Origin of the sequence: Shewanella sp. H8 (assembly GCF_040285065.1) — a bacterium.
GTDB lineage: Bacteria > Pseudomonadota > Gammaproteobacteria > Enterobacterales > Shewanellaceae > Shewanella > Shewanella polaris.
The window spans coordinates 3532595-3556769 of record NZ_CP157213.1 but is presented as its reverse complement, the minus strand read 5'-3'; the positions used below and the strand labels follow the sequence as shown (position 1 = coordinate 3556769).

Genomic DNA, 24175 nt, shown 5'->3' with positions numbered 1-24175 from the left:
TTTAAATGAATGAGGGGTGAGAACTCCTCATCATTTAAGACTAATTCCAATGACTAATTTTATGGTTAACCGGTCTTTCCCTAAACTTTATGACTAGTTTAGGTCATAAGGCGTTATAACCCCTCTATCAACAATTGGCGTTAAAGCATTATTGATGCATCAGTAATGCATCGCTGGGGAATCACTTTATGAGCCCCGCTAGTACCGGATATAACGCAAGATTGATAATATAAATACCTTCAACATTTCCTGTTATTGAGCCAGACCTGTACTACAGGCTTTCGAGCTAAACAGCATTATTTATTCGGCTAAATCCACTTAATGCCTTCATGAAGGCAATTAACCCAAGACTATTGGGTCAAAAACACCGATAATTCACCTCAATTAGACAAGCTGCCCTTTTGGTCGCGCAAGACTGTGGATATATTCAATGGAAATCAAAGTAAACTTTCTCGATAACTTGAGACTCGAAGCTAAATTTGACGACTTTACCGTCACGTCCGATCAACCTATTCGTTATAAAGGTGATGGTTCAGCTCCTAGTCCTTTTGATTATTTCTTAGCTTCGTCTGCGCTGTGTGCGGCTTACTTTATCAAGGTGTATTGTAAAGCCCGAGATATTTCGACTGAAAATATCAAGTTGTCGCAAAACAATATTGTTGATCCTGAAGACCGCTATAACCAAATATTTCAAATCCAGGTGGAATTACCAGAAGATATTTCGGATAAAGATCGCCAAGGTATTTTACGTTCAATCGAACGTTGTACCGTTAAGAAAGTGGTACAAACTGGCCCTGAGTTTAAAATTGAAACCGTTGATAACCTCGATGCAAATGCCAATGCAATGTTGATGGGGCAACCTCAAGGTGATGAGAATACTTTTATCTTGGGTAAAGACTTACCGCTTGAACAAACCATCAAAAACATGACTGGCCTATTAGCTGATCTTGGGATGAAGATTGAAATCTCCTCTTGGCGAAACATTGTGCCAAACGTTTGGTCTTTGCATATCCGTGATGCTGCATCACCAATGTGTTTTACTAACGGTAAAGGTGCCACTAAAGAAAGCGCATTATGTTCAGCATTAGGTGAGTTCATTGAGCGTCTCAATAATAACTTTTTTTATAATGATCAATTCTTTGGTACTGAAATCGCAAATAGCGAGTTTGTACATTATCCAAATGAAAAATGGTTTGCACTCGAAGGTAATGATTCGTTACCTTCAGGCATTTTAGATGACTATTGCTTAGATATTTATAACCCCGATGAAGAGTTATGTGGCTCGCATCTAATTGATACTAATTCTGGCAATAAAGATCGTGGTATTTGTACTATTCCGTACACGCGCCAATCTGATGGTGAAACAGTTTATTTTCCGTCGAACCTTATTGAAAATTTGTTTTTAAGTAATGGGATGAGTGCAGGTAATAACTTGCAAGAAGCCCATGTTCAGTGTTTATCTGAAATTTTTGAGCGTGCGGTAAAACGTCAAATCATTGAACAAGAAATAGTGCTTCCTGATGTGCCAATGGCGGTACTAGAGAAATACCCAAGTATTTTAGCGGGTATTAAAGGGCTTGAAGAACAGGGGTTCCCTATTGTAGTGAAAGATGCTTCATTAGGCGGCCAATTCCCTGTCATGTGCGTAACCTTGATGAACCCTCGTACCGGTGGTGTCTTTGCCTCGTTTGGTGCACATCCTAGCTTTGAAGTGGCATTAGAGCGCAGCTTAACCGAGTTATTACAAGGTCGCAGTTTTGAAGGCTTAAACGATGTGCCAAAGCCAACGTTTAACAGCATGGCAGTAACTGAACCAGAAAACTTTGTTGAGCACTTTATCGATTCAACAGGGGTTATCTCTTGGCGCTTCTTTAGTAGTAAGTTTGATTATGAATTCTGTGAATGGGATTTTACTGGCACTAGTGAAGAAGAAGCCAGCGGTTTATTCGGTATCTTAGAAGCCATGGGCAAAGAAGTGTATATTGCCGAATTTACTAATTTAGGAGCGTCTGCTTGTCGTATTTTAGTGCCTGAATATTCTGAAGTGTATCCAGTTGATGACTTGATTTGGGACAATACCAATAAAGCCTTAAACTATCGTGAAGACATTTTAAACCTGCATTCATTAAGCACTAAAGCGTTAGGTAAGCTAGTTAATCGCTTAGAAGAAAGCCAATTAGATAACCATACCGATATTCGCACTTTAATCGGCATTGTGTTCGACGAAAACACTGTTTGGGGCCAATTAACTATTATCGAATTGAAAATCTTGATTTACCTCGCGTTAGGAGCCCATGAAGATGCCATTGAGTTAGTCGGAGAGTTCTTGCAGTTTAACGACAATACTGTGCAAAGAGGTTTATTCTATCAAGCTGTGAACGCAGTATTAGAGGTGACGTTAGATGAGGATTTAGAGCTTGAGCACTTTATTGGCAACTTTAACCGTATGTTCGGTAAAGATGTGATGGACAATGTGGTAGGTTCGATTAATGGCTCGGTGCGTTTTTATGGCCTGAGCAAAACCAGCATGAATTTAGAAGGTATCGAGCCGCATCTACGTTTGATTGAAAGTTACAAGAAACTGCACCAAGCGCGTAAAATTAAAGCTGGAATATAAGTAATACATCCGCTTGAAATATCTCTAAGAGCGAACCTGATGGTTCGCTTTTTTTGTTAGAGGAAGTTAGCCAGATTTCATGACCATGATTGACGACGAGTTCAGATCAAATGCTTACTGCATTAAATAAGTATTGTGCAGTGTAGATAACGTCAAAGGTTTATCAAAATAGTAGCCTTGGATTAAATTGCAGCCAAGAGAATGCAGCATGGTAAGTTGTTCCTTCTTTTCAACACCTTCAGCGACGGTTATCATTCCGTATGCATCACTGATAGCTAAAATTGATTTGATGAGGGCCTTACTTTGCTTACTGATAGTAATGTTATTTACAAAACAGCGGTCTATTTTAACTTCATCAAAAGGTAGCATATTCAAATAACTTAATGATGAATATCCGGTGCCGAAGTCATCTAGTGAGATGCAGAACGAGCGTTTTTTTAATTCAGTTAATATGTCATATGTTTTTTCAAGCTCATTCAGCATGACATTTTCGGTGATTTCTAAGGTTATTCGGTGTCGTTCAATCCCTATTTCATCTGTTGTCTGTGTAATTGATTCAATAAAGTCTGGTGACATTAACTGTTTTTGAGAAATATTAATCGAAACATTAATAGCCTTTTTACCTGCTGGGGACACACTTAATATATCTGTACAGGCTTGGCGAAATACAAATAGGCCAATTTCTTTAATGATCCCAATTTCTTCAGCTATGCAGATAAAGTCATCGGGTGAAATAGATCCCAGTTTTGGATGTTCCCACCTTGCAAGTGCTTCTACGGCAATTATCTGTTGTGTTTTGGTGTCTATTTGTGGCTGATAAAGAAGGAATATCTCTTCATTTTCGAGCGCTACTCTAAGCTCTGCTTCTAGCAAATATTTATATTGAATTTGTTCATTCAACTGATAGTTATAAAAAGTCGCACTACCTTTAAGTTCTGCTTTAGATTTGTAGAGTACGATGTCAGCTTTACGGATAAGGCCTTCAGGTTGGCTATCATCAGAAGGGTACATGCTGACTCCAATGCTACATTGGGTCATGATCTCTCGGCCATTGACAATAAATTTCTCATCAAATAATTGCTGTATTTGGGCCACTTTTAGGTAGGCTTCATTGAGATTATTGAGCTGCGGAAAGCAAAAGACAAATTCATCACCACCAAAGCGCGATATGGTGTCTTTTGACTCAAAAGCATGTTTAAATTTTTCGCAAATTGATATTAATAACTCATCACCTGCGGAATGACCATGACAATCATTGACCTTTTTAAAGTCATCAATATCGATAAATACAATAGCGACTTGTTGATGGTGAATATCTGCTGATTCTATGCCTTCATAAATTTTTTCGAGTAACAATATTCGATTAGGTAGCCCTGTTAACGCATCATGTAAAGCCATGTGGTGGAGTTTGCTTTTTGAGGCTTCTAATGCATGGATATTATGTTCAATTCGATGGAAACGTCTAGCAATTAAGTTGCTTACTATGAGCGAAATCCCCACCATAAATAATGTTGAGAAAATACTTAATAATATGATGTTAAATAATTTTTTCTGATTGAGTGAGTTTGTTTCTTGTTGTTTTATTTTGATGTAGTTATTCACATTGCTTGAATTAAAATACGATCCTACGATCCAATTCCAATCTTTAATTCGCCTTATGTAGCCTATCTCTGTTCTGTCATTGCCGTCCTCGTTAAGGGTTGCATCATTTAAGGTGATAAAATTGCCTTCTAGTTGGGCTTTAGTGGCAATCTTTTCAGTTATCGTAGAATTTGAATTGATCAGGAATGCTAATTGAGTATCCTTGCTTTCATTAGCAAGTAAGTTGCCTTGGTCGTCGATAATAAATAAGTTTTCATTTTCAAAGTGTTCAAAGTCAATAACAGATTTCAACAATGATATTTTTAAATCGTTTTCAATATCAGAAATATACTCACCAGTTCCAATGAACCAATCATAGGGGGCGAAATACTTTCCAAAGCCAATTTTTTCATATTCTTTTTTTAAAGCTTCTCCGGGTTTTGGGTACCACCAGTGATAAAAAGCTTCTCCATTTTGCTGCTTAATTAAGTTTATATGCTCTCTTAAAATGTATGATCCCCGTAGGTCTTTAGCATCCCAAGCAGAGCTTCCTTCAAGCTCGGGTTTAAGTCCATGCAAGACATTAATACCATTCATTTGAAAGATAAAAAAGTAACCTCTCCCTTCATAAAATCGGATAGGGCGTAACGCATCAGTGATTAATTTTGTCACCGCCGTTTGGGGTTTGTTTTGGTTGTTGTTGTAGATGTTTGTTGCTATTGCATATGCTTCATTTACACGTTGTTGAGACAGCGTTTTAAGCCCATCTATGACCATTTCTTTTTTATAAATAATATAATTCGATGCTTTGTTAGTTGATTGTTTTACGGCATTTTTATTTGTTTCAATAATGTCTTCACGAAGGGATTTGATACTTTCACGGGCTTTATCTTGATTGTCTTTAATAATGATAATATTGACAGTAATCGCGAAAAAGCCAACGACAATACTTGGTGTGTACTTTATTAGGTTAACTAACTTTTTATCGTTTAAAATCATCATGAAAGCTTAGTAAATTCCTTTTTACTGCTTGAATTGTGTATAAAAACAATCCAGTAGAGATCGTTTTTTAGACATTTATTTTCTGTATATGTCTAATGATTAATCATAGCTGATTATTTATCGATCTGTATACTTTACGTTCATTTTGCCGTAGCACTAATGGTGTTTAACCATGTTGATTTGGTTTAAATAATAGTACTTATAATTTATTGGTGCGCAGTTTTCATCAAGTGCAATGTTTTTGTGTCATGAATGATAATTTGCAATTTATAGGTGCACGATTCGTATTACCTTTGGCTATTGGTAAGTAGATGGGCATTGTCCCATAGGGGCATGATATTAATGAGGAAGTCGTGCATGACTGCGTACTATAGAGATAAAAAAGGCCATTTATGTTGTAATAAATGACCTTTTTTTGTTATATCGAGCGTAGATTGTAGGTGTTTTCTATTTAAACAATTTTTTGAGCTTTTTTTTGAGCTATTGTTTGTCTAAGTAACTGTCTACCGCTGTGGCTCTGTCTTCGGCGTGCTCTAAAAGCTCATCGATAGCATCATAAAAATCATCACTGTTTTCTAAGAAACTGTAGCCTGATACTTCTGTGGTAGCGTATGGGGCAATAAGCGCTGAATATGTATTATAGTTGGCTTGCATTTTATTTGTTTCGAATGCATCACCGATGACTTCGAGTACATATTGGTTGTAGCGGTCTCGGTATTCATCATCTGCGTAAATTTTTGCAATGAGAGGCCAGCTATTAGAGTTTAAATCAGAAAAATCTAAGGCTAAAGCGCCACTTTGTTTACCGTCTTGCAAGGCTTCGTTGTTGTCCCATGGGATCCATGTCAGTTGTGATGTTTCAGGATTATTATATAAATAGTAGTTGTGTGGCATTATGCCGTAAGTGTCCCAGTTTTGAATAATGCCATTGACGGCTAAATATTTTAAAAATACATCAACATCAAATACGGCTTCAAGATTTGCACGCCATGTTTCTGGGTCGCTACTGGCCGTATCTTCATCATGTAAAGCTGTGAATAGAGCAAGGATATCAGACCAATCTTCGTCGTCCTCGTTAGTTTTCTTTTCAAAATCGTCTTGGCTAAATGAACCGTCTACAAAAGTCGCTCCATCATCTTCAGGTTTGTATAAGTTACCGTCATCACTGGAGAATTGAGTATCAATTAAGGTGTCGTCAACTTCTTCAACTAGGGTATATAAACCAAAATATTCTGGGCCATCACCATGGTCGACATATAAGGTGTAAAAGCCGGTATGAGAGACAGCTAAACCTGCATCTTCAAATACATCTGCGGCGACTTTTTCTCGTAGCATTGACTCATCATTAAAGTTGTTTTTCAAACTGAATTTTTTAAAGCCATAAAATCGTTGATTTTTAATTTGCGGATAATCATCTTCATATTCGTCAAAGTCGAGTTTAAAGGCGAGTTTTAAAATACCTTGTTGCCAACTGGTTTGCAGTGATGAGTTACCTTTAAAGCGAATTCCCACTCGATACCATTCAGTGTCGTTATAAAATACTTCAGCAGGTACAAAAATAGGATCTTCATCGGTATCGTTTAAGCTGTTGGATGTGGTTTTTCCAAATTCGCCATAGAGTGATGTCATGTCATCTAACATGCTTTGCCAGCGCTCTTCAGTCACGACGATATCGAATCGTTTAACTTCAGTATCATTAAATACTTCGGTAAAGTTAGGGTCGACATTTTTACTGTGAGTTTCGTCTGTCCAATCGGTAGCTTCAAAATCCGCATCTGTGACTACATCTTCGGTATCTGTATCTGTATCTGTACTTGTGTCGGTATCAGTATCTGTACTGGTGGCTGTTTCAGTTACATCTGAAGTGCTATCACTGTCACTACCACAGCCAGTGAGCATAAATACACAACTAAATGTGATGATAAGTAATAGCATTATCGGCAGGCGAAACAGCCGATGGGTATTATGTAAGTTATTGATGGAAAACATTGGGCTCTCCTAGCATTAAGGGGTAATTGCAAATGTAAAACCGTTACGAGGATGTTATCGAAAAAAAGTGCAGAAGATGTGCAGTATTAGTGGAAGAAACTAGCAAGTAGATAAAAGTACGATTTTGATCCTATTAGCTCTTAACTCAATGATGATCGCTGTATTTTAGTTAGGTGCTTTTTGGTTGGTTGTATGTCCGGTAAATTGGTATGTCTGATTTGTTCTTGTTTTGCTGTTGTTGATGAGTTGGAATAATACTACCGCTTCAAACTAGAATGTAGGTATTGTTGGTGTTAGGGGCTACGGGAGGGAGTGTAAAAAATTATTGTGGTGATATGCAGTGGTACCTTATAAATTTACAATGATATAATCCTTCTCAATAATAAGTTAACGCTTACTTAGGTATGAAACCTATTGGGGGTATAAATGAATGTTGAAAATGATGTAATCGACAATCTAGCTGAATTAGAGCGTTTTTTGTTGATAGTCGAAAAGGGTGGTTTAGGCTTAGAGGGCGTAGCTGGGGTTGGCTTGGCAACCAATAATGCTGATGGTAGTCATTTTGTTGCGGTGTTTGGTTATAATCATAAGTTGTTATTGGCGCGTGGAGTTACAGCTGAAATCTTTGAAAGCGGCAAGGATATGGTGAAGAATGGGGTAAAACCCAAGCATTAACCTCCAAAATTATCGGTAAACTCAACAAGGGCAGAAATACATTTCCTGCCCTTAGTTTACTGGAGATTTTTGAGAATTTATTTATCGATATTAATTCATTCAGCTACTTGTCTGAATTGGTTGAACCAATTTTGTGAATTGCTAAATCCGCGCCAATAAACTCATCTTCTTGGCTTAAGCGTAAACTTGATATTTTATTAACTAAACCATAAACGATCATACCGCCAATTAATGCAACCGCTACCCCGGCAATACTACCAATGAGTTGCGACAAAAAGCTGACTCCGCCAAGACCGCCTAAGGCTTGTTGACCAAAAATCCCCGCAGCTATACCGCCCCATACACCGCATAAGCCGTGTAATGGCCATACACCGAGTACATCATCTATCTTATTGCTACGCTGTAACTTGGTGTAAACCCATACAAATAATCCACCGGCCACTCCACCAACAACAAATGCACCAACAGGATGCATTAAGTCAGAACCCGCACACACAGCCACTAAACCAGCAAGAGGGCCGTTATGAATAAAACCAGGGTCATTTTTACCGGCAACAAGCGCCACAATAGTACCGCCGACCATAGCCATTAAACTGTTCACCGCAACTAAGCCGCTAATGCCGTCGAGGGTTTGTGCTGACATGACATTAAAACCAAACCAACCGACAATAAGCACCCAAGAGCCTAGTGCAAGAAACGGGATGTTCGATGGAGCAAACGCAATACCAGGTTTACGACCGCGTCGAGGGCCTAATAAATAGATGGCGACTAAAGCTAACCACCCACCCATGGCATGTACTACAACAGAACCGGCAAAATCATGAAATTGGGCGCCAAATTGGCTTTCTAGCCACGCCTGAAAACCAAAGTTACCATTCCACATAATCCCTTCAAACAAAGGGTATATGAAGGCAACAATTAATGCCGATGCCAGTAAAAAAGGTCTAAAGCTGCCGCGTTCTGCAATACCACCAGATACTATTGCTGGAATGGCTGCTGCAAAGGTCAGTAAAAAGAAAAATTTAACCAGTTGATAGCCATTATCGGTGGCCAAGCTTTCTGCGCTGACAAAGAAGTGGTTGCCATAAGCTATTTGGTAGCCAATGACAAAGTAGGCCATGGCAGAAAAAGCAAAGTCAGTCAGAATTTTCACTAAGGCGTTGACTTGGTTTTTATGTCTTACCGTGCCCATTTCTAAAAATGCAAAGCCAGCGTGCATGGCTAAAACCATAATTGCACCAAGTAAGATAAACAGGGTGTTTGCACTTTGTGCAATAACGCCAATAGCATCACTAATATTATTCATTTCAGTACCCACAAAGCGATTCTCTTCTACAATTCATACTGTTATAAAGCAAAAGTCATTCCTAAATCGTTACTTTGTTATCACTTTTTGAACCTGTTTGGTGCAAACTCATGAAAATGTTGCTGAAATGATCTCGTAAATGTTCGATGTTAGTGCAATTGAAAATTAAGCCAACACAGGGAGTGATGGTGAAAATTGAGGGCTTAGATATTTGTGTTCCATATTGGTGCGCTTGCGCTTTCCTTTGGTGCGTTGTACACGGTGTGAATTAACTTTATGTTAACAGTTGCTATTAAGATAATATTGTTCAAGTAAAGTAGGGCGCATAATCTGTGAATATCCCACTTCCTATTAACAAAAACTAGAAATGACAAACTTAATAACGGGAATAATATGACATTGGTAAGAGTAGCGGGGGTTGGGATGATCCCTTTTTGCAAACCGGGTAATCATGAACCCTACCGCGCGATGGCGGCTAAAGCGATTAAGTTGGCATTAACTGATGCAGGGCTTGAAGCAAAATTGATTCAGCAAGCTTATGGTGCATATATCTATGGTGACAGCACCTGTGCACAGCATGCATTTTACGATGTGATCCAAAGCGGTATTCCAATTATCAATGTTAATAATAATTGTTCTAGCGGCTCGACAGCGTTATTTCTAGCGCGCCAAGCAATATTGTCAGGACAAGTTGATTGCGCGTTAGCATTTGGATTCGAAGAAATGCAGCCTGGTGCATTGGGATCACATTGGACTGATAGAGAAAGCCCTTTTGAGCGGATTGAGCCAGTGTTAAAACAGTTTAATGCCCCGCAAGGCCCGATTGCATTACGTGCTTTTGGTGCTGCAGGCCGACATTATATGGATAAGTATCATGTAGGCGCCGATATCTTTGCCAAGGTGGCAGAAAAATCGCGTCGTCATGCATTACAAAATCCATATTCGATGTTTTCAAAACCATTAACTTACCAACAAGTGCTTGATGATAAAGTTATTTATGATCATTATTTAACTCGACTTATGGCATGCCCACCTACTTGTGGCGCAGCAGCAACGATTGTGTGCAGTGAACCGTTTGCCAGGAAACATGGTATTACCTCTAAAGTACATATTATTGCGCAGGCAATGGCAACAGATACCGAGCAATCGTGGCAAGACCCAATCTATGCCGTTGGTAAAGACATGACGCAACAGGCTGCCGAACAAGTTTACTGCGAGGCAGGGATTGGTCCAAATGATATCGATGTGATTGAGTTACATGATTGTTTTACCCCAAATGAAGTGATTACTTACGAGGCGTTGGGCCTTTGCCCTGAGGGCGGTGCCGCTGAATTGATTGCCAATGGTGACAACACTTATGGTGGTCAATTTGTCATTGGACCTTCGGGTGGGCTGATGTCTAAAGGCCACCCCATTGGTGCAACAGGGCTGGCACAATGTACTGAATTAACCTGGCATTTACGCGGCCAGGCCGGGAGTAGACAAGTGGATAACGCCAAATTAGCGTTGCAACACAATGTCGGATTAGGCGGTGCTGTGGTAGTGACATTATATGGTGTTTAACAACGGTTTGATTTCATGCTACGCTACATTGCCGTCGATGTATGAAGGAATTATAGCGCAACATGGTGGGCTGTTCGTTAACTGGCTTTTTTGCGACTAAAAGTACGTCGGTAAAAGGTCACCACACTGAATGATAAAATCAATGTGCCAATGAGTGACACCAAGGTAATCAACATTACATAGCTTGCTGGCATGTACAGTCCATCGTGTAGAGGCCGAACAAAACTGGCAATTTTAGCTGATAAAGGTCGGTCACTGTGTTTGATTACGGACTCAATCGTTCCTTGTTGATAATTCATGTTGATGCGATCCGCTTCTCTTAACCACACGCCCTGATGTTCATCGAATTGAATACTGTACACAAGGTCTTGTGGTTTATCTGTTTCTGCTTGTTGGTCTTTATTGGGCTTAGAGCGTGGTTTACTCACTGATACAAGCTCTGCGTCTGGCCAAATTTGTTGTGCGTTGCTTAGCTGGCTCAATCAATGACTTGGTTGGCTGACAGCATAAGTTCGTGTCTGTTCGTTGGCGGCATCTTGCTTAAGAACACCTGTCCATAAGCTGTTGTAAGTGATTAAAAATCCGCTGATACACAATATAAACAATGGTACTGAAATAAATAATCCCAGTTGAATGTGGCTTTTAAGTAAACTGCTTGAGCGGGTATTTTTAGGAATACTTTGTTTTAATCTAAATCCATTACGCACTCGCCACCACAGGTAAATGCCAATTAAGGTTACGATGCCCCCCGCAAGCGATGCCCATGCATTAATGTATTTACCACCATTGTCGATGAGAAAATTTCGATGCAACCAAAATACCGTGCTATATCCAGGTAAATCGAAAGAGGAGCTACTCGACAGTTCATTTAACTCTTTGTCCAATGCAATTGATTTACCACGAGTGCTAGCTTGAATATATGGGGTGTGTTCTGTTGGAAAGCGAACAGTACTCATGTCGGGATAGCGCTCAAATACACTCGCAACAGTATCGGCTTTTTGTTCAAGTGTGATTGGAGAGTATGTTTGATCTTTACTGTCTAGGCGATTGAGTAAATCAACGCTACCGAGATATACTCCAGTGGTAAGTACTATTAACATGGTGATGCTAATAAAAAAACCTACCCAGTTGTGAAACCATTTTAATGTCGAAACCATGTTCATTTTTGTTTGCTCAAATTATGCCATGCAGTATTGCAATTAAAGTGTTAAACCTGCTGATTTTATTATTTTTTATAAAAGTTAATACAAATCTACAAACTTGCAGTAATGATAATTAATCTCAATTATTTGTTCAATTAAAGAAGTGTAAAGATGTGGGGGATAAACCCATTTTATCGTTTAAATATCGTTTTGGCGTAAGTGCTTTATTCTGGGATTGTTATTAATTAGATCGTACTTCACCCTATTAGAGCCGTCGCTACGCATTTCTAGATGCCTCAATAACTGGCACTTGAAATGTTCAAGTGGCTAGTAGGATTAGCATTAACGGATGAGTTAAGTGATTATTTTATATTTTTTAAAACTCATACTATTTTGATAATAAACAATATTCTCTAGTGTAAATTTGCATAATAACAATCAATTTGAACAACTACTCAAAATAAACTTGAGCGAACGTTCAAATTGATTTATAGTGGTATCAATTCGAAACGCAACACTCCTAAATTTATTTATCTAGAAGAGAGGATATTATGACTGCATTTACTATTCACACTGTAGACACAGCACCAGAAGACAGCAAAGCAATGTTAGAAGGCGCTAAAAAGCAAATGGGCATGGTACCTAACTTATTTGGCGTGTTGGCAGAATCTCCAAGCACGTTGCAAGCTTACCAACAGTTACATCAGGCTTTTTTAGACACATCATTTAACCCTGAAGAGCTAACGGTTGTATGGCAAACAATAAACGTTGAACACGAATGTGGCTATTGTGTACCAGCACATACAGGTATTGCACATTCAATGAAAGTGGACCCAGCGTTAACTGAAGCATTGCGTAATAAAGCGGCGATGCCAACTGCAAAATTACAAGCGTTACAAGATGCGACATTAAGTATCGTACGTAACCGCGGTAACATTTCTGAAGCAGAACTAGCAGCATTTTATGCCGCAGGTTATGGCCAACAGCAGGTGTTAGAAATCATTTTAGGCTTATCGCAAAAAGTGATCAGTAACTACACTAACCATGTTGCCAAAACACCCGTTGATGATGTATTTAAAAAGTTTGCTTGGTAATATGACAGCTTGCTAATTATTGCAAGCGGCAGTAATTACTCCCCAATACCAATGTTTGTGTTAACGCAACATTGGTATTTTTTTACCGGAGATTAAAGGTGTTGTACATATTACTGCTACCTATAAACTCGTGTCTTAGGGCCTGTTGTTCTTTCAAGGTTGTTTTTGCAGTGAATTGTTGGTCATTTGTACAAGGAAGAGACTTTGTGGTGTAGTTATTCTACATAAAAAGTCGATAACGCAGTAAAAATGACCAACAAACGCTGCCCGAAGGGTTCGGCTAAAAACGTTTTACTCTTTGTTGAGAGCATCTTTTTGACGTGATAGCAGCTTAGATTGTTAGGCAGCAATTCACTCGCCTCGATTAAAACGTTTTTATCTCGAACAAAATTTAACCAGCAAAGGTTAACAGGCCCTAGTCACTCAATAAGAAGTCTTGTCGATCACGTGAATTTATCCTCCAAGTTAGCTGAACTATGGATATTCAGTTAACTTGAATATATCGTGACGATGACCAAGATGTGATGCAAAGTATTACTCAGTTTGATTTTGCCTATTCCATGAGATAAGTGTCTGGCACGGAAATAAAGTCTATGGTTGTTAGATAGTCTGAAAATCTCATCATTGGAATTTACGTAAATGATTAAGCTAAGTGAATTTTTGTGATTAGTATCACATTGGTCATGTGTGATATTTTGTAGCTGTACAACTTGTTGTTCCATGTGCACTTTTTATTACTGAATCCTGTACATGGCATTGCTCATTTTTTGTCTAACTGTCTTTAGGAAATTATATGTTGAGCAGTCTACGTGCTTATCGTTCGTCCATTATTTTACTTAGCGCCCTCTTAGTTGGCGGTTTGTTTGGTGGGCTATTTCCTGAATGGGCCATCAAACTTAAACCAATAGGACAGATATTTCTTAATTTACTGTTTATGATTATCGTGCCATTGGTGGCAGTAAGTGTGATGTCATCGATTGCCCACATGACAGATTTAAAAAAATTGGGTGCGATATTGGTATCGATAATGGGCGTGTCAATTGTGATGGCCATTATCCCTTCGGTAGGTGTGGTATTGCTAGCGTTAGCTTATGATCCAGCACAAGGGGTGACATTAGACTTAGCCAATAGTGTTGAAGCTACTTCAGGCAGTATGGATTTTGTCAGCTTATTAACCACCAATGATTTTGTTGGTTTATTATCTAAATCCAATATTTTAGCCTTAATTATTATGTCAGTAATTAGTGGGGTGGCGATTGGTCAGTCTGGTGAAGATGGCCAGAGAGTCAGCCGGATGCTAGACAGTTTAAATACTGTCATCATGAAAGTGATATCAATCCTAATGCATGTGGCTCCCATCGGCCTTGGTGCTTATTTTGCAGCCACAATGGCCAGTCAAGACTCGGAACTGATGGGCACGTTTGCTCGTGCTGTGGGGCTGTTTTTTGTCGCCATGGCGTTGTATCTTACTTTAGGATCCACCTTATATGCTTGGATTGGTGGTGGTGTAAAAGGCGTTAAGTTGTTTTGGCAACATATGCTCGAACCTGCCGTGACTGCATTAGGGACCAGTTCGTCATTAGCGTCCTTACCCGTGACGATTAGTAGCGCCGCGAAAATGGGGCTAAATGAACAAATTGCCGAGATTAGCTTGCCACTGCTGGTTAATCTAAACAAAGGTGGTGCCGCTGCGATAACGGCGTTAAAGATAGTGTTCATTTATTCTTTGCTAGGGTTAGACTTTACGACAGACGTATTTATGCTGACCATTTTGATTTCGGTGTTATCGGCATTTGTTATTGGTGGTGTGCCAGGTGGGGCATTTTTAGGTGAAATTTTTATTGTCACCACCCTAGGGCTGCCAATGGAAGTGATCCCCATTTTAGTGGTGATTGGTGCGATAACGGATGCTGCTTCAACCGTGATAAATGTTGTGCATGATTTAACCGCGACGCAAATTATTGAGCGCATTAATGGTAAACATTATGCTGCAAAAATACCTGATAGCGAACTTGTTAGGTTAGATTAGATATAAACCTAACTGACTGATACCACTGCATGGCGTTGAGTTCTGGTGTGGTATATTTTAGGCTACAGCAACACAATTTCGTCCTTGTGATTTTGCCTGATATAAGGCTTTGTCGGCTCGTTCTAACAGACTGTGGGCATTGTCTTCCGGGTAATATTGAGTGACACCTAAACTGATTGTAAGCGCCATGTTTTGAATGTTTTGCTTGGCAATATAAAACCGTAATCTTTCCGTTAATTCGGTGGCATCTGCCAACGATGTGTTAGGTAAAATAATCACAAACTCTTCTCCTCCCCACCGCGTTAATAAGTCATCATTACGCATTTTACTTTGAAGTAATTGTGCCAGTTCACACAATACTTTATCGCCGACCAAATGACCGTGATTGTCATTAATTCGCTTAAAATGATCGATGTCGATAATAACAATCGAAATAGGATGCAGGCTAGGAGACGACAGATCAGGCTTTGTTGATATCTTTTTATCTATTATGTTGCCATTAAAAAGTTGACCAATTGCCATTGAAGAAGAGGCATCTTCTGTGTCAATCAAGGGGTTGATTGTATCGGTATTTGCCGCTGATGTGGTTAATAACGTGTTGAGTACTTCATCAAGTTTTTCACGGTTATATAATCCAGTAAGTTTGTCTATTTCAGCCATTTTTTGAATTTCTAAATTACGTATTGCCAGTTTTTGATAGGCAGAGAAACGTGTTTTCTCATAAAATCTAAATAACAAAATTTGCGCAATACACACTTCAATCACGTTAAGTAATGCACCAATTCCAAACGTAACCTGTTGGGGATCTTTCGTTTGCAGGTAAACCATAAAAACACATATGCTAAAGCACAGGGATGAAATATATGTGCCCCATGTTCGACCGATAAGAAAAAAACAAAACGGCGGAATTAGGGTTGCCCATAGGAGTGAATGGACATAACCCTTGGTTGAAATCACAAACAACATGATTAAACTCGTTAGCATGAGAGTGGTAGCCCAAGCGGTTATCTTTACATGTCCTGTTTGGCAAAATCGGTAGTAAATTCCCAGAGAAAGTACCAAGCCAAAAGCATCTAACAATGCGTACATGGATCCTGAAAAATACACTAAATTGATTACAGTGAGAATGGCGAAGTATATAGTTGTAATTAGCAGTGAGTGACCAATAAACCGGATGCGCCAGTAATCCGGATGATCAGGCGGATATTGAGAGAATTCTTTGTACCAAAATTTCAGCATAAAATCTAATCCGTAGTTTATCCGCTCACATAATGAGGGGGAGATCGTCAATAGCATTTTATCATGCTAGTTATATAATGTTAGTTATAGGTAATAAGCTAAATCGTAATTTAAAAACCAATCTATAGCCGCCTATGTCACGGAGATTAGACTCATAAGATGTGTCTGTTTATTGTCGATTACTGGTTTTTACTTATTAGTGTTAATGCATCGGAGCTAATACACTATAACAAGTGCCTTGGGTTACCTTGCTTTAGGATTATTTTTGTTAACGCTTATATTTCCAGTTTTCTTCAAGCATGATAAAGATGTTATACGGTATGTTGTCATGAATGTTGCCAAAACTTGGCATACATTGTTGGTTTTTCCTACCAATATCACAAAGCATTATTTTGTACCGGTATGTACACCCAGCACTCTGTTGATTTTATGCGATAAACTTGATGCATGTATTTGGGCAACGTATCATGCGAATTTTTATTACGATGAGCTCCTCTGCAATGCGCCATTTAATCACTCATTATCATATCAACACTCCAAAAGATGTTGTTGTAGCGAATCAACAAACAATGCTAATTCGGCTAGCTACTCGGGGCATAGTCATGCGTGGTAAACAAATATTGATGCTTTATACCCAACGTTATCATGACTATTCATTGCCAGGTGGCGGCGTCGATGCGGGCGAGTCGATTGAGCATGGTTTAATCCGTGAACTGCAAGAAGAAACCGGGGCGAAGGCTATCAGTAATATCGTGCCGTTTGGGCTATATGAAGAGTATAGACCATGGCTGCGAGATGGTTATACCTTGGTTAATATGCTGTCGTACTGTTTCACCTGTGATATTGCTAGTGAATTAGGTGAAACCCAATTTGAAGCTCACGAGATAAGTAATGGCATGATGCCAATTTGGGTTGATATTGATGAGGCTATTCAGCACAACCTAGATACCATAGCCAACAGCAATAAAAAAGGCTCGTCGATAGAGCGAGAAACCTATCTCTTAAAATTGGTTAAACAAGAATTATTAAGTTAAGCGTAATGTTTGTTGAAGTGGTGTCAGTGTTAAATCAAATAGACATTAATGTATATTCGTTCTATATGGTTAAGGTTACTTAGTCATTTATTAGTATAAAGGTAATTAGTATAAAAATAATTAGGACTGACCACACAAAAAAGGGCCACTGCTTTCGCTTGGCCCCTTATTCATAATGCTTTTTGATTAAGCGCGCACTTGACCTTCACCGCTGACTAAGTATTTTTCAGTGGTTAGTGACTCAAGACCCATTGGACCATATGCATGCAATTTGCTGGTGGCAATACCAATTTCAGCGCCTAGACCCAATTCACTGCCATCAGAAAAACGTGATGATGCATTAACCATGACGACAGAAGCATCTACCGTGCGCTGAAAGCGCGTAGCTGTTGTGTCGTTTTGGGTACAAATCACTTCAGTATGATGACTACCAAAACGGCGAATATGATTAATAGCGTGATCAAAATCAGTGACTTGTCGAATCGCAATTTCTAAATCTAAATATTCTTGACCAAAATCATCATCGCTAATAACGTTGGCATGCTCAAAGTATTGTTGGGCATTTTTACTAACATTAATACGTACTTTATGTGCAGCTAACTCGGCCGCCACTTTTGGTAAAAATGTGGCTGCTACGTCCTGATGTACCAGTAATCCCTCTAGGGCATTACATACTCCAGTTCGCTGGGTTTTACCGTTGAGTAATAAAGACATCGCAATATCGAGATCAGCATCTTTATCAACGTACAAATGACAAACACCTTTAAAATGTTGAATAACAGGAATTTTACTGTTATCAGTAACAAAGTTAATTAAGCCTTCTCCACCGCGTGGAATAATAACGTCAATAAAGTCACGTTGCTGCATAAGTTCTAGCATTAAAGCGCGATCTGGATCTGGTATGACAGTAATCAGCGCTGGTGGTAGCTGATATGCTTGCAGTACATTTTGTAAAATAGAAGCAATAATTTTACTTGAGTTCAATGCTTCTTTACCACCACGCAGTATCACTGCATTACCTGATTTAAAGCACAAAGCACCTGCATCGGCGGTAACATTTGGGCGTGCTTCATAAATCATGCAAACGACCCCTAAAGGTACGCGCATTTTTTGAATATTAAGACCATTTGGTCGTTGGCATATTTCACGGATCATACCGACTGGATCAGGTAACGATGCAACGGTTTCAATGCCTGCAGCCATTGATTCAATACGCTCTGTTGTCAGTGTCAGTCTGTCTATCATTGCCGCGCCTAAGTCAGCTTTTTCGGCATGATCTAGATCTAATAAATTTGCTTTGATGATATCGTCACTATGAGCACGAAGCGCGCGGGCCATATCAAGCAAAATGGTATTTTTAACTTTTTCATCTAAAATGGCTAGAGTTTGTGCAGCTGTAGCTGCGGCTTGCGATAAGTCTTTAATTAAACTCATTTTTACTCCAAAATGGCGATGTTTTTGTCAGAGATCAGTGGGCCCGTTTTTTGCTGGGCATTGTTGGCAAATTCACGATCTTCTTGATCTGCAATAAAATGTAATAAACAACTACTGTAGTTTGATTTGGCTTTTGCCAATTTAGTGCCATCGCCTTTGCGCACTAAAACAGTATCGCCGACGGAAAAGTTGCCTCTTACGGCTACTACATCGTCACTGGTCAGTTGGGTATCATGTTCTTCAAGGTCTGCGCTAAAGTCATTTTCGACAATTAACTCACCTTGAATCTGTGATGTATGAGTCATCCAATGCAAAAGGTCTTTCATTGGTACGTCATATGGTTTGAATAACGTGCCCGGATTCTGGCCTTTTAACAGTTGATTAAAAGTATCCGCGTCAAAACCATCAACAATCATGGTTTCAATTCCGTGTGAAATTGCTTTTTCAGCTGCTTCTATCTTGGTTAGCATACCGCCAGTACCTACGCTACTAGTGGCTCCGCCAGCCATCGCATAGATGTCAGCATTTATTTCACTAACTTGTTTAATCAGTGTGGCATCTTCATGTAAATTAGGGTTTTTAGTATAAAGCCCTTTTACATCAGAGCAGATAATTAGCGCATCCGCATCAGCAGCTGCTGCAACCATGGCTGATAAATTATCATTATCACCCACACGTAACTTAGCGGCGGTAACAGCATCATTCTCGTTAATAATGGGCAGCAAGCCATTGTCTAACAGAGTAAAAATGGTATTTTTAATACTGATATAACGATCGCGGTCACGTAAATCACCATGAGTAAGTAATAGCTGGGCCGAAGGGAAATCAAACAACTTATCCCAAGTGGCCATCATATCTGCTTGACCTGCAGCTGCCATGGCTTTTTTAAGTGAAATGTTCGGCTCTGCCGTATCAGGGAATCGATGTTTTCCTGCGGCTACTGAGCCTGAAGATACCAATACAACTTGGCACCCTTGAGCACGACAAGTAGCGATAAACTGTGCAATACCTAATAAATAATGACTGCTACAACCTTGTTGATGGGGCGCAATTAATGCGCTTCCCACTTTAACGACAATGCGCTTCCAATGTGAAGTTGACATAGTGTAAATATCCTCCTTCATTATAGTTCCTCGGCTAAAACACGATTGGCTTTATCAAAAGTCTTAACGGTTTTATGGCAAGGGTCGGCATCCAGTGCACTGGTAATAAAAATCACCACACTGCTGACAATAAAGCCGGGGATCATTTCGTACATTACGGTGGTTAACGCTTTTCCATCTGCTAAAACTGGCGCGTAAATCCAAAACAATACGGTCACTGCACCCGATATAATACCCGCAACAGCGGCTTTATGTGTCAGGTTCTTTTTATATAGGCAACACAGTACCAGTGGACCAAAGGCCGCACCAAATCCAGCCCATGCATTGCTGACTATCGATAAAATGCTATTTGAGCGATCTAGCGCCAGTAAGCTGGCGACAATACCGACACCGGCTACACCATATCGTCCCATTCTGACCATTTCTTTCTCAGTTGACTCTTTTTTCGAAATAACTCGATAAATGTCTTCGGTCAATGAACTTGACGACACTAATAACTGTGAAGAAATCGTGCTCATAATAGCGGCTAAAATGGCAGCTAAGAGGAAACCACTGATCAGTGGATGGAACAATAATTCAGAAAATACAATAAAGATGGTTTCAGGATCGCTTATTGTCATGTCGAATTTATTGGCGTAGGCAATACCCACTAGACCTGTTGCCAGCGCACCAGTAATGGTGACTGTCATCCAGCTCATGCCAATTCTTCGTGCAGCTTTGATATCAGAAACCGAGCGGATAGCCATAAAGCGCACAATAATATGTGGCTGACCAAAATAACCTAATCCCCAAGAAAGACTTGAAATCAATCCAAGTAGAGTGACATTTTTCATCGCATCAGAAAAATGTGGGATCGACTCATAAGCAAAGCCCATCATTTTATCAGCACTGCTAAACTCTTGATATGCCACAACGGGTACCAGAATCAGGGCAACAAACATGATACAGCCTTGAACAAAGTCAGTCATACTGACGGCTAAAAAACCACCGAGTAGAGTATAAGACACAACCACACCTAGGGTGATCACGAGCCCAAGTTCATAATTTAAATCAAATGCAGAGACAAATAATTTCCCTCCAGCCACTAATCCTGCCGAGGTATATAAGGTAAAGAAGATCACAATGATCACAGCCGCGATAATCCGCACATTACTGTTAGGTGCGTGGAAGCGTTTAGCAAAAAACTCAGGGATCGTTAGGGAGTCACCCGCGACTTCAGTATAAACCCGTAATTTAGGTGCCACGATCAGATAATTAACCAATGCCCCCGCTAATAGGCCAATCGCAATGTAGATGGTTTCGAAGCCGACTAAGAACATGGCTCCAGGTAAGCCCATAAGCATCCAGCCGCTCATGTCGGATGCACCGGCTGACAGTGCGGTAACTTGTGGGCTGACTTTACGTCCACCTAAAATATAACCCGATACATCGCTTGTTGATTGTTTATAAGCAAACAATCCAATGCCTAACATTACTAGGAAATATATTGCCAATGAGACATAGGTTAAGTAATGCATTAATTATTTTCCTCCTAACGCTTTGTGATTTTGAATCCCTTTAGGTTTCAACATGACAAAGAGATAGGTGCTTAAAAGGGCGCACAAACAAAATAATTGTGAAGCTTCTTTCAGCTTTAATGTAGCGGTGCTCCACACTGTGGTTATGAGATTTTCTTCGCTAGACGTGTCTGTTGACATATTGTCCTCCTGGGTTCGGGCTAATCGGTTTATTGTTAATTCATTTATAATTAGCAATAAAAAACCACCAAACTAGTTAGTGGTCTAACTATATTAACATCATTTGGGGTAAAATTTCCAATCGAATATCAATTGAAGCGCTTTTAAGTGTTTTTTAACAACTATTTAACTTTATATGGCTGTGCTGTCTATTATGTGTTTTATGTTTACTGAACATTGGTTGATTAGGTCAGAATCAATTGTCATTATCATTTGCGGGATATGATATATTTCGAACGGATTATCTTTTAAGTTATTAAGTCTTAAGGTTTTTGTGTATATTTTGTATGGTGTAAAATGATATTTTTAAATGGTTATCTGCTTAGCCAATGATATAGGATTTATTTATTATGCAATTTAAACGTTACAACTATGCTGCTAAATGGAAGGGTAAAGTCATTTATTTTGTGTTGTTGAATAAGCTGTCTTTAGTTAAGTGGTTACAGTTCAAATAATTTGAATTCAAATGTTTTGTGTTCAAGTGGTTATGTTTAAGTGAGTACGATCAAGTGATTTTATTTTCACAATGCATATATGGAATAGTTATTTTCAACACGGGATTTTCATACTTTATAGTGTCAAATTACTTAGAAAAGACGTCATAGTTACGGTTTCAACGCTATAGTGATTTAGCAGACAGTTTGCTAAATGGATTTCAAGTTATGATTTAATCATAATGGCATTGTATTTAATTAGACGTTCGGTCTAATATGTTAGTTATGAATAAATCAACGACTCACGAAATCACTCTATTAACACCTAAACCTCGTCGTGGACGGCCACCTAAAGTATCACGAGATAATCCTGATACTCGGGCAGAGCTTATCCGTAGTGGCCTCGAACAGCTAACTGAGCAAGGTTTTGCTTCATCAGGCATTGACGCAATTTTAAAAAAGGTGGGAGTGCCAAAAGGTTCTTTTTATCATTATTTCGCGAGTAAAGAAGCGTTTGGCCAAGTTGTATTGCAAAACTATGCTCAATACTTTTTACATAAACTTGAAACCCATTTATTTGATGAAACTTATTTGCCGTTAACGCGAATTAGGCATTTTGTGGAAGACGCTAAAGCGGGAATGATTCGATACCAATTCAAACGCGGTTGTTTAGTGGGAAATTTAGGTCAAGAGGTGGGGATCTTACCAGACAGTTTTAGACCACAGATAATCGAGATCTTTTTAAGCTGGCAAGCTTGCATGGCACGTTGTCTTAATGATGCGCAATTATTGGGTCAAATATCTGCAACTGCTGATTGCGATCTCTTGGCCGAAAACTTTTGGGTCGGTTGGGAAGGGGCGGTAAGCCGCGCTAAGTTAGTACAAAATGAGTTACCACTCGAAAACTATTATAAGTATTTTATAGCAGGACTTCCGAAATAAAATTTTTTAATCATTAATAGACGATTAGTCTAAAATAGGAGCATACGATGTTTAACGGCATATTGATTGAGAAAGATGACCAAGGTTACCGCGCCACAGTGCAAAGCATTGATGAAAGTGTGCTACCTGAAGGTGATGTCACAGTAAAAGTACTTTACAGCACGCTTAATTATAAAGACGCTCTAGCGATTACAGGTAAAGCACCTGTTGTGAGAACATTCCCTATGGTGCCAGGAATTGATTTAGTGGGCGTTGTCGAACAAAGCGATAGTGATAAGTTTTCCGCAGGCGATAAGGTCTTATTAAATGGTTTTGGGGTGGGCGAAACTCATTGTGGTGGTTTGGCGACTAAGGCGCGTTTAAAAAGTGAATGGCTTATTCCATTACCACAAGCATTTTCACCACAACAAGCTATGGCGATAGGCACAGCAGGGTATACCGCAATGTTATGTGTGATGGCTCTTGAAAAAAATGGCGTAACGCCAGATAAGGGAGAGGTGTTAGTTACTGGAGCAAACGGCGGTGTTGGCAGTTTTGCGATAGCTATTTTAGCTAAGTTAGGATATCACGTTGTAGCTTCTACTGGCCGAATGGATGAAAGTGACTACCTAAGAAAATTAGGCGCTAAGGACGTTATCGATCGTGCAACATTATCAGAACCAGGTCGACCTTTGGCCAAAGAACGTTGGGCTGGTGCTGTTGATTCTGTCGGCAGCCATACTTTAGCCAATGTGTGTGCCAGTACCCAGTATGGCGGTACTGTTGCCGCTTGTGGTTTAGCGCAAGGAATGGATTTCCCTGCCAGCGTTGCGCCGTTTATTTTACGTTACGTGACCCTAGCCGGAGTTGACAGTGTCATGCGACCTTTAGCTGACCGTATTGAGGCATGGAAGCGTCTAAGCGAGATCCTTGACGTTAGTGTTTTCGACGACATAGTCCATGAAATTAGTTTGACTGAAGCGATTGATGTGGCGAGTGATTTGTTAGCTGGTAAGGTTCGTGGCCGTGTAGTTGTTGATGTAAATCGTTAATCAAATGGTTTTATATAAGATATTTATCTAAAGAGCTTTGTCGGTCTGCGTGTAGCAGGCTGATGAATTTATTAGCTTTATTTTCAGCGTCTTCTAGTACATTATGACAGCAAATTGGCACGATAATTTTTTACCACTGCAAGCTTAGTGAATGTCTTCATTCGAAGTTAAATGCCAACTTATCAGACTCAAAAAACTATTTTTGTATTACTATTTGTGAGTTG

General features: G+C 39.4%; 18 protein-coding genes. 8 read left to right on the top strand and 10 right to left on the bottom strand.

Annotated elements, in window-relative coordinates; genetic code table 11:
* Window positions 1-430 precede the first annotated feature (430 nt).
* Window positions 431-2617: an OsmC domain/YcaO domain-containing protein gene (locus tag ABIS04_RS15320; protein ID WP_350431619.1), complete on the top strand. Its 2187-nt coding sequence runs from the start codon at window positions 431-433 to the stop codon at window positions 2615-2617.
* Between the two features lie 114 nt (window positions 2618-2731).
* On the opposite strand, the gene ABIS04_RS15315 is transcribed toward ABIS04_RS15320, so the two are convergent.
* A complete protein-coding gene (locus ABIS04_RS15315; RefSeq protein ID WP_350431618.1) occupies window positions 2732-5200 on the bottom strand; it encodes an EAL domain-containing protein in 2469 nt (822 codons plus the stop codon).
* Between the two features lie 480 nt (window positions 5201-5680).
* Window positions 5681-7189 carry a CotH kinase family protein gene (locus ABIS04_RS15310; protein WP_350431617.1) on the bottom strand — a complete coding sequence of 503 codons (1509 nt, stop codon included), beginning with the start codon at window positions 7187-7189 and terminating at the stop codon, window positions 5681-5683.
* 426 nt (window positions 7190-7615) lie between these two features.
* On the opposite strand from ABIS04_RS15310, the gene ABIS04_RS15305 reads away from it, so the two are divergent.
* The gene (locus ABIS04_RS15305) at window positions 7616-7864 is read left to right on the top strand and encodes a hypothetical protein (RefSeq protein WP_350431616.1); all 249 of its coding nucleotides are present in this window, start codon (window positions 7616-7618) and stop codon (window positions 7862-7864) included.
* Window positions 7865-7967: 103 nt separating this feature from the next.
* Here the strand turns inward: ABIS04_RS15305 and ABIS04_RS15300 are convergent, their stop codons facing one another.
* Entirely contained in the window at window positions 7968-9170 is a 1203-nt protein-coding gene (locus ABIS04_RS15300; RefSeq protein ID WP_350431615.1) for an ammonium transporter, read from the bottom strand.
* Between the two features lie 393 nt (window positions 9171-9563).
* Between ABIS04_RS15300 and ABIS04_RS15295 the strand changes: the two genes are divergently transcribed.
* Window positions 9564-10733 (top strand): lipid-transfer protein, encoded by a 1170-nt coding sequence (locus ABIS04_RS15295; RefSeq protein ID WP_350431614.1) that lies wholly within the window; start codon window positions 9564-9566, stop codon window positions 10731-10733.
* A gap of 77 nt (window positions 10734-10810) precedes the next feature.
* Here the strand turns inward: ABIS04_RS15295 and ABIS04_RS15290 are convergent, their stop codons facing one another.
* Both ABIS04_RS15290 and ABIS04_RS15285 read right to left on the bottom strand, forming a co-directional pair.
* Window positions 10811-11215 (bottom strand): hypothetical protein, encoded by a 405-nt coding sequence (locus ABIS04_RS15290; protein ID WP_350431613.1) that lies wholly within the window; start codon window positions 11213-11215, stop codon window positions 10811-10813.
* Entirely contained in the window at window positions 11216-11890 is a 675-nt protein-coding gene (locus ABIS04_RS15285) for a PepSY-associated TM helix domain-containing protein (RefSeq protein WP_350433454.1), read from the bottom strand.
* A gap of 536 nt (window positions 11891-12426) precedes the next feature.
* On the opposite strand from ABIS04_RS15285, the gene ABIS04_RS15280 reads away from it, so the two are divergent.
* Both ABIS04_RS15280 and ABIS04_RS15275 read left to right on the top strand, forming a co-directional pair.
* Window positions 12427-12969 carry a carboxymuconolactone decarboxylase family protein gene (locus tag ABIS04_RS15280; RefSeq protein WP_011636227.1) on the top strand — a complete coding sequence of 181 codons (543 nt, stop codon included), beginning with the start codon at window positions 12427-12429 and terminating at the stop codon, window positions 12967-12969.
* Between the two features lie 793 nt (window positions 12970-13762).
* The gene (locus ABIS04_RS15275; protein WP_140235004.1) at window positions 13763-14998 is read left to right on the top strand and encodes a dicarboxylate/amino acid:cation symporter; all 1236 of its coding nucleotides are present in this window, start codon (window positions 13763-13765) and stop codon (window positions 14996-14998) included.
* 57 nt (window positions 14999-15055) lie between these two features.
* Here the strand turns inward: ABIS04_RS15275 and ABIS04_RS15270 are convergent, their stop codons facing one another.
* A complete protein-coding gene (locus ABIS04_RS15270) occupies window positions 15056-16237 on the bottom strand; it encodes a GGDEF domain-containing protein (RefSeq protein ID WP_350431611.1) in 1182 nt (393 codons plus the stop codon).
* A gap of 500 nt (window positions 16238-16737) precedes the next feature.
* On the opposite strand from ABIS04_RS15270, the gene ABIS04_RS15265 reads away from it, so the two are divergent.
* Window positions 16738-17271 (top strand): NUDIX hydrolase, encoded by a 534-nt coding sequence (locus ABIS04_RS15265; RefSeq protein ID WP_371833646.1) that lies wholly within the window; start codon window positions 16738-16740, stop codon window positions 17269-17271.
* Between the two features lie 186 nt (window positions 17272-17457).
* On the opposite strand, the gene ABIS04_RS15260 is transcribed toward ABIS04_RS15265, so the two are convergent.
* The 4 genes from ABIS04_RS15260 to ABIS04_RS15245 are packed head-to-tail and all read right to left on the bottom strand — an operon-like array spanning window position 17458 to window position 21505.
* The gene (locus ABIS04_RS15260; protein ID WP_140235002.1) at window positions 17458-18705 is read right to left on the bottom strand and encodes a glutamate-5-semialdehyde dehydrogenase; all 1248 of its coding nucleotides are present in this window, start codon (window positions 18703-18705) and stop codon (window positions 17458-17460) included.
* A 2-nt stretch (window positions 18706-18707) separates the two neighbouring features.
* Entirely contained in the window at window positions 18708-19808 is a 1101-nt protein-coding gene (gene proB / locus ABIS04_RS15255) for a glutamate 5-kinase (RefSeq protein WP_350431608.1), read from the bottom strand.
* A gap of 20 nt (window positions 19809-19828) precedes the next feature.
* Window positions 19829-21325 (bottom strand): sodium/proline symporter PutP, encoded by a 1497-nt coding sequence (putP, locus tag ABIS04_RS15250; protein WP_137225832.1) that lies wholly within the window; start codon window positions 21323-21325, stop codon window positions 19829-19831.
* 3 nt (window positions 21326-21328) lie between these two features.
* Complete coding sequence (locus ABIS04_RS15245) at window positions 21329-21505, bottom strand: hypothetical protein (RefSeq protein WP_167496042.1); 177 nt, start codon at window positions 21503-21505, stop codon at window positions 21329-21331.
* Between the two features lie 782 nt (window positions 21506-22287).
* On the opposite strand from ABIS04_RS15245, the gene ABIS04_RS15240 reads away from it, so the two are divergent.
* Together ABIS04_RS15240 and ABIS04_RS15235 are read left to right on the top strand one after the other, a co-directional pair.
* Window positions 22288-22920 (top strand): TetR/AcrR family transcriptional regulator, encoded by a 633-nt coding sequence (locus ABIS04_RS15240; protein ID WP_371833645.1) that lies wholly within the window; start codon window positions 22288-22290, stop codon window positions 22918-22920.
* A gap of 47 nt (window positions 22921-22967) precedes the next feature.
* On the top strand, window positions 22968-23951 hold the full coding sequence (locus tag ABIS04_RS15235; protein ID WP_350431606.1) for an MDR family oxidoreductase: 984 nt from the start codon (window positions 22968-22970) through the stop codon (window positions 23949-23951).
* Window positions 23952-24175 lie beyond the last annotated feature (224 nt).

Excerpts from the sequence above, each read along its gene's own strand:
- ABIS04_RS15300 (WP_350431615.1), bottom strand. The coding sequence starts at position 9,170 with ATGAATAATATTAGTGATGCTATTGGCGTTATTGCACAAAGTGCAAAC.
- ABIS04_RS15265 (WP_371833646.1), top strand. The coding sequence starts at position 16,738 with ATGCGCCATTTAATCACTCATTATCATATCAACACTCCAAAAGATGTT.
- ABIS04_RS15260 (WP_140235002.1), bottom strand. The coding sequence starts at position 18,705 with ATGAGTTTAATTAAAGACTTATCGCAAGCCGCAGCTACAGCTGCACAA.
- ABIS04_RS15285 (WP_350433454.1), bottom strand. The coding sequence starts at position 11,890 with ATGGTTTCGACATTAAAATGGTTTCACAACTGGGTAGGTTTTTTTATT.
- ABIS04_RS15235 (WP_350431606.1), top strand. The coding sequence starts at position 22,968 with ATGTTTAACGGCATATTGATTGAGAAAGATGACCAAGGTTACCGCGCC.
- ABIS04_RS15320 (WP_350431619.1), top strand. The coding sequence starts at position 431 with ATGGAAATCAAAGTAAACTTTCTCGATAACTTGAGACTCGAAGCTAAA.
- proB (WP_350431608.1), bottom strand. The coding sequence starts at position 19,808 with ATGTCAACTTCACATTGGAAGCGCATTGTCGTTAAAGTGGGAAGCGCA.
- ABIS04_RS15280 (WP_011636227.1), top strand. The coding sequence starts at position 12,427 with ATGACTGCATTTACTATTCACACTGTAGACACAGCACCAGAAGACAGC.
- ABIS04_RS15245 (WP_167496042.1), bottom strand. The coding sequence starts at position 21,505 with ATGTCAACAGACACGTCTAGCGAAGAAAATCTCATAACCACAGTGTGG.
- putP (WP_137225832.1), bottom strand. The coding sequence starts at position 21,325 with ATGCATTACTTAACCTATGTCTCATTGGCAATATATTTCCTAGTAATG.
- ABIS04_RS15310 (WP_350431617.1), bottom strand. The coding sequence starts at position 7,189 with ATGTTTTCCATCAATAACTTACATAATACCCATCGGCTGTTTCGCCTG.
- ABIS04_RS15305 (WP_350431616.1), top strand. The coding sequence starts at position 7,616 with ATGAATGTTGAAAATGATGTAATCGACAATCTAGCTGAATTAGAGCGT.
- ABIS04_RS15270 (WP_350431611.1), bottom strand. The coding sequence starts at position 16,237 with ATGCTGAAATTTTGGTACAAAGAATTCTCTCAATATCCGCCTGATCAT.
- ABIS04_RS15295 (WP_350431614.1), top strand. The coding sequence starts at position 9,564 with ATGACATTGGTAAGAGTAGCGGGGGTTGGGATGATCCCTTTTTGCAAA.
- ABIS04_RS15315 (WP_350431618.1), bottom strand. The coding sequence starts at position 5,200 with ATGATGATTTTAAACGATAAAAAGTTAGTTAACCTAATAAAGTACACA.
- ABIS04_RS15275 (WP_140235004.1), top strand. The coding sequence starts at position 13,763 with ATGTTGAGCAGTCTACGTGCTTATCGTTCGTCCATTATTTTACTTAGC.